At 69.4% G+C, this 3,283-nt stretch carries 3 protein-coding genes and 1 pseudogene; 3 read left to right on the forward strand and 1 reads right to left on the reverse strand.

All coding sequences use genetic code 11. From position 1 onward, the window contains the following. Both Q0W90_RS23875 and Q0W90_RS23880 read left to right on the forward strand, forming a co-directional pair. Window positions 1–393 (forward strand): mycothiol transferase (locus tag Q0W90_RS23875; protein WP_297777082.1); only part of this gene is annotated, 393 nt, incomplete at its 5' end. Between the two features lie 10 nt (window positions 394–403). Beyond that, window positions 404–1,258 carry a hypothetical protein gene (locus tag Q0W90_RS23880; protein ID WP_297700719.1) on the forward strand — a complete coding sequence of 285 codons (855 nt, stop codon included), beginning with the start codon at window positions 404–406 and terminating at the stop codon, window positions 1,256–1,258. A gap of 9 nt (window positions 1,259–1,267) precedes the next feature. On the opposite strand, the gene Q0W90_RS23885 is transcribed toward Q0W90_RS23880, so the two are convergent. Beyond that, entirely contained in the window at window positions 1,268–3,022 is a 1,755-nt protein-coding gene (locus tag Q0W90_RS23885; protein ID WP_297601061.1) for a cytochrome c biogenesis protein DipZ, read from the reverse strand. 101 nt (window positions 3,023–3,123) lie between these two features. On the opposite strand from Q0W90_RS23885, the pseudogene Q0W90_RS23890 reads away from it, so the two are divergent. Beyond that, a pseudogene (locus Q0W90_RS23890) lies at window positions 3,124–3,283 on the forward strand (TetR/AcrR family transcriptional regulator); the annotation flags it as partial.

Consider the following 3,283-nt stretch of genomic DNA (forward strand, 5'->3'; position numbering starts at 1 on the left):
CCGAACGCCAACAGCATCGCCTGGCTGATCTGGCACAGCGCGCGGGTGCAGGACATCCAGCTGGCCGACGTGGCCGGCGTCGAGCAGGTGTGGTCGCGCGACGGCTGGGTGGACCGGTTCGGACTGGACCTGCCGCGCAACGACACCGGCTACGGGCATTCGCCCGACGACGTGGCCAAGGTGAAGGCGCCCGCGGACCTGCTGTCCGGCTACTACCACGCCGTGCACGAGCTCACGTGCGACTACATCGCCGGGGTCACCGCCGAGGAGTTGGCCCGCGTCGTGGACACCAACTGGGACCCGCCGGTGACGGCGAGCGCGCGCCTGGTGAGCATCATCGACGACTGCGCCCAGCACCTCGGGCAGGCCGCGTACGTGCGGGGGATTGCGTAGATTCGCAGTCGTGCGATTCGCGGCGAGCGTGCTGTTGTGGTTCACCACCACGCTTGCGCTGGCGGTCGCGGTACCCGCGGCGTGGACGCAGCTGCATGTTGTTGACGCCGACGGCTACGCCGCGATGGCGCGTGGCGCGGCGGGCGACCCGGCGCTGCAATCCGCCATGGCGGCCGAACTCACCACTCGGGCAATGGCTCTGGTCACCGCGCGTGGCGGGGGCCGCTATCCGGTGGACAGTTCCGAAGTGCACGATGCGGCCAGCGCTTTCGCCGCCGGACCGGCGTTTCCGCCGCTGTTCGCCCAGGCGAACCGCGCCGCACACGGCTGGTTGTTCGATGAGCCGGTAATCGGGGAGAACGGCGATCAATGGGCGGTCGACGTGGCTCCGATGCTCAGGGACGACTCGATTCAACCGCTGCTCAGCCGCTACAACGTGACGGTCCCTGCGAAACTCACTGTCCCGCTGACCGTTTCGGTGCCGCACTCGGTGAGCCAGGGGTGGCTGAGCCGGCTGTCCACCTGGGGACCCTGGGTGAGCGTGGGGGCGGCGGCGCTGTGCGGCGTCTGCGCGCTGCTCACGCTGGCCGCCGCGCGCCGCCGCGGCAAGGCGCTGAGCAGCCTGGGTGTGTCCGCACTGCTCGTCGGCGCCGCGGGCTGGGCGGGCCTCGAGATCGCCGGCCGCTACATCGACAGGTCGCTCAACCACACCACCGGCGACATCCGCCGCATCGCCGAGTCGATGGTCGGACACGCCGAAGCCGTTCTGCACCAATGGCTCAACGTCACGTTGCTGGCCGGTGCCGTCCTGGTGGGACTGGGCGTGCTCGTCGCGATGCTGGGCGCTCTGTGGAAGAAGCCGTGAGGCGCCCGGCTAGCCGAACGTGAACGAGAAGACCTGCAGGCCCTTGCTGACGTGCATGTCCAGTTGGTCCCGGTGCGCGGAATCCCCAGGGTCGTTGCCGACGATCTGGTGCAGGGTGGGCGCCCCGCCGATCGGCGTCGTGGTTGTCTTCCCATCCCGGGTCACGGTGATGGTGCCGGTGCCACCGACGACGGCGTAGACATTCTTCGCGGTGTAGTTCAGCCGGACGGCGGAGTCGTCGCCCTCGGCGGTGGCGCCCTGGTCGTCCAGGGCCCAGCGGCCGCTCAGGGCGAACTTGTCCGCGGCCAGGATCGTCGGATAGCTCAGGGTGGTGCTGCCCTCCCGGTAATCCCCACCGCCGCCGTAGTTTCCGGACTTGCCGACGCCCAGGTAGGTCTCGGGCGTGAGCCTGGTCTGCGGGGTGGTGTCGGGCGACTGCGCCGGCGCGGGCAGCGGGGCGCCGGGATGCGCATCGACGAGGAGCTCGCGAATAAGTTTCTCGGTGCCGTCGTAGTCGCCTTCGCCGAATTTGGTGTGGCGCACTTGGCCATTCGCGTCGATCAGGTACTCGGCCGGCCAGTACAGATTCTGGTAGTTGTTCCACGTCGCGTAGTCGTTGTCCAGGGCGATGGGGTAGGGGACGTGTAGCTCGGCGGCGCCGCTGGCCACATTGTCGGGGACCCGCTCGAACGCGTACTCCGGGGTGTGCACCCCGATGACGACGAATTCGCTGTCGCGATACCTGTTGTACCAATCGATTACGTGCGGGATCGCGCGCTGGCAGTTGATGCACGAGTAGGCCCAGAAATCGATCAGGACCACCTTGCCGCGCACCGAGGCGTCCTCGAATGGCTTGCCGTCCGGGGTGTTGAGCCACCCGGTGATGCCGGTGAGGGCGGGAGCCGGTCCGCACTGTTGCAGCTCGGCGGAACCGCTGGAGCAGTCGCTCAGGGCGCCGTCGACGGTGACGCCGCCCCGGCTCAGCGTCAGCACGCTGCCCCGGGCCGGCTGCGTGGTACCGGGGCTGGGGTTCAGGCTGCGCCCGATTTGGTTGGCTCCCAGCGTGTTCTGCATCGCCGTCGTGTAGTCGGGGACGGCGCGCTGCAGCATCGCCGGCAGGTTGAACACCAGCGCCACGGCGAGCACGATCATCGCGATCCCGCCGGCGATCCGGATCGCGCGCTGCCGGCGGCGGAACGCGGCGACTCGCTCGGCGACGCGACGCCCCGCCAGCGCGAAGGCCAGCAGCGGCAAGGCATTTCCGAGGGCGAACGTCGCCGTCAGCACGAGCGCACCGGGGCCGATCGACGAGGTCCCGCCGGCGACCACGATGGCGGCCAGCACCGGACCCGCGCACGGCACGTACAACGCGCCCAACGTCAGGCCCAGGCCGAAACCATCTGTGTCAGGGCCGATTTGGGGCTGCGGGAAATGGGCGAACGGTCGCTCGATCAGGTGTTGCAGTGGCGGGAAGATCAGCCCCAGGCCGATGAGGGTCAACACCACCAGGGCGGTCCACCGGATCGCGTCCTGCGGCAGGTGCAGCGCCGTCAGCAGCGCGGAGCCGAGCAGCGTGGCCAGGCTGAAGCTGCACACCAGCCCGGCGATCACCAGATACGGGCGCGCCACGGACCTCAGACCCCGGGTGCCGGCTCGGGTGCTGTCCATGCCGGACAGCAGAAGCACCGGAAGCACCGGCAAAATGCACGGCGAGATGCCGGTGATCAGGCCGCCGAGAAACCCGAGCAGGGCGATGGTCTGCACGCGCTACTTCCAAGGACTCGGTGGGCGCCGGGCGGTAAGCATGGTTCCACCTTTACCCCTGACGGCCCCCGCGCCGAGTGGCCTCGCACAAATCACGCGACGTGCGTTACGCTCAGCCAATGGCGCAACTCACCTTCCAGCGCGCCCGCACCGAGGAAAAGAAGCGCCAACGTGCGGAGGCCCTCGTGGAAGCCGCGCGCTCGCTGGCAATGGAAACGGGCGTCGCGTCGGTCACCCTGACCGCGGTCGCCAGCCGCGCCG

Source organism: Mycobacterium sp. (assembly GCF_025933915.1).
In the GTDB taxonomy this organism is placed as follows: Bacteria; Actinomycetota; Actinomycetes; order Mycobacteriales; family Mycobacteriaceae; genus Mycobacterium.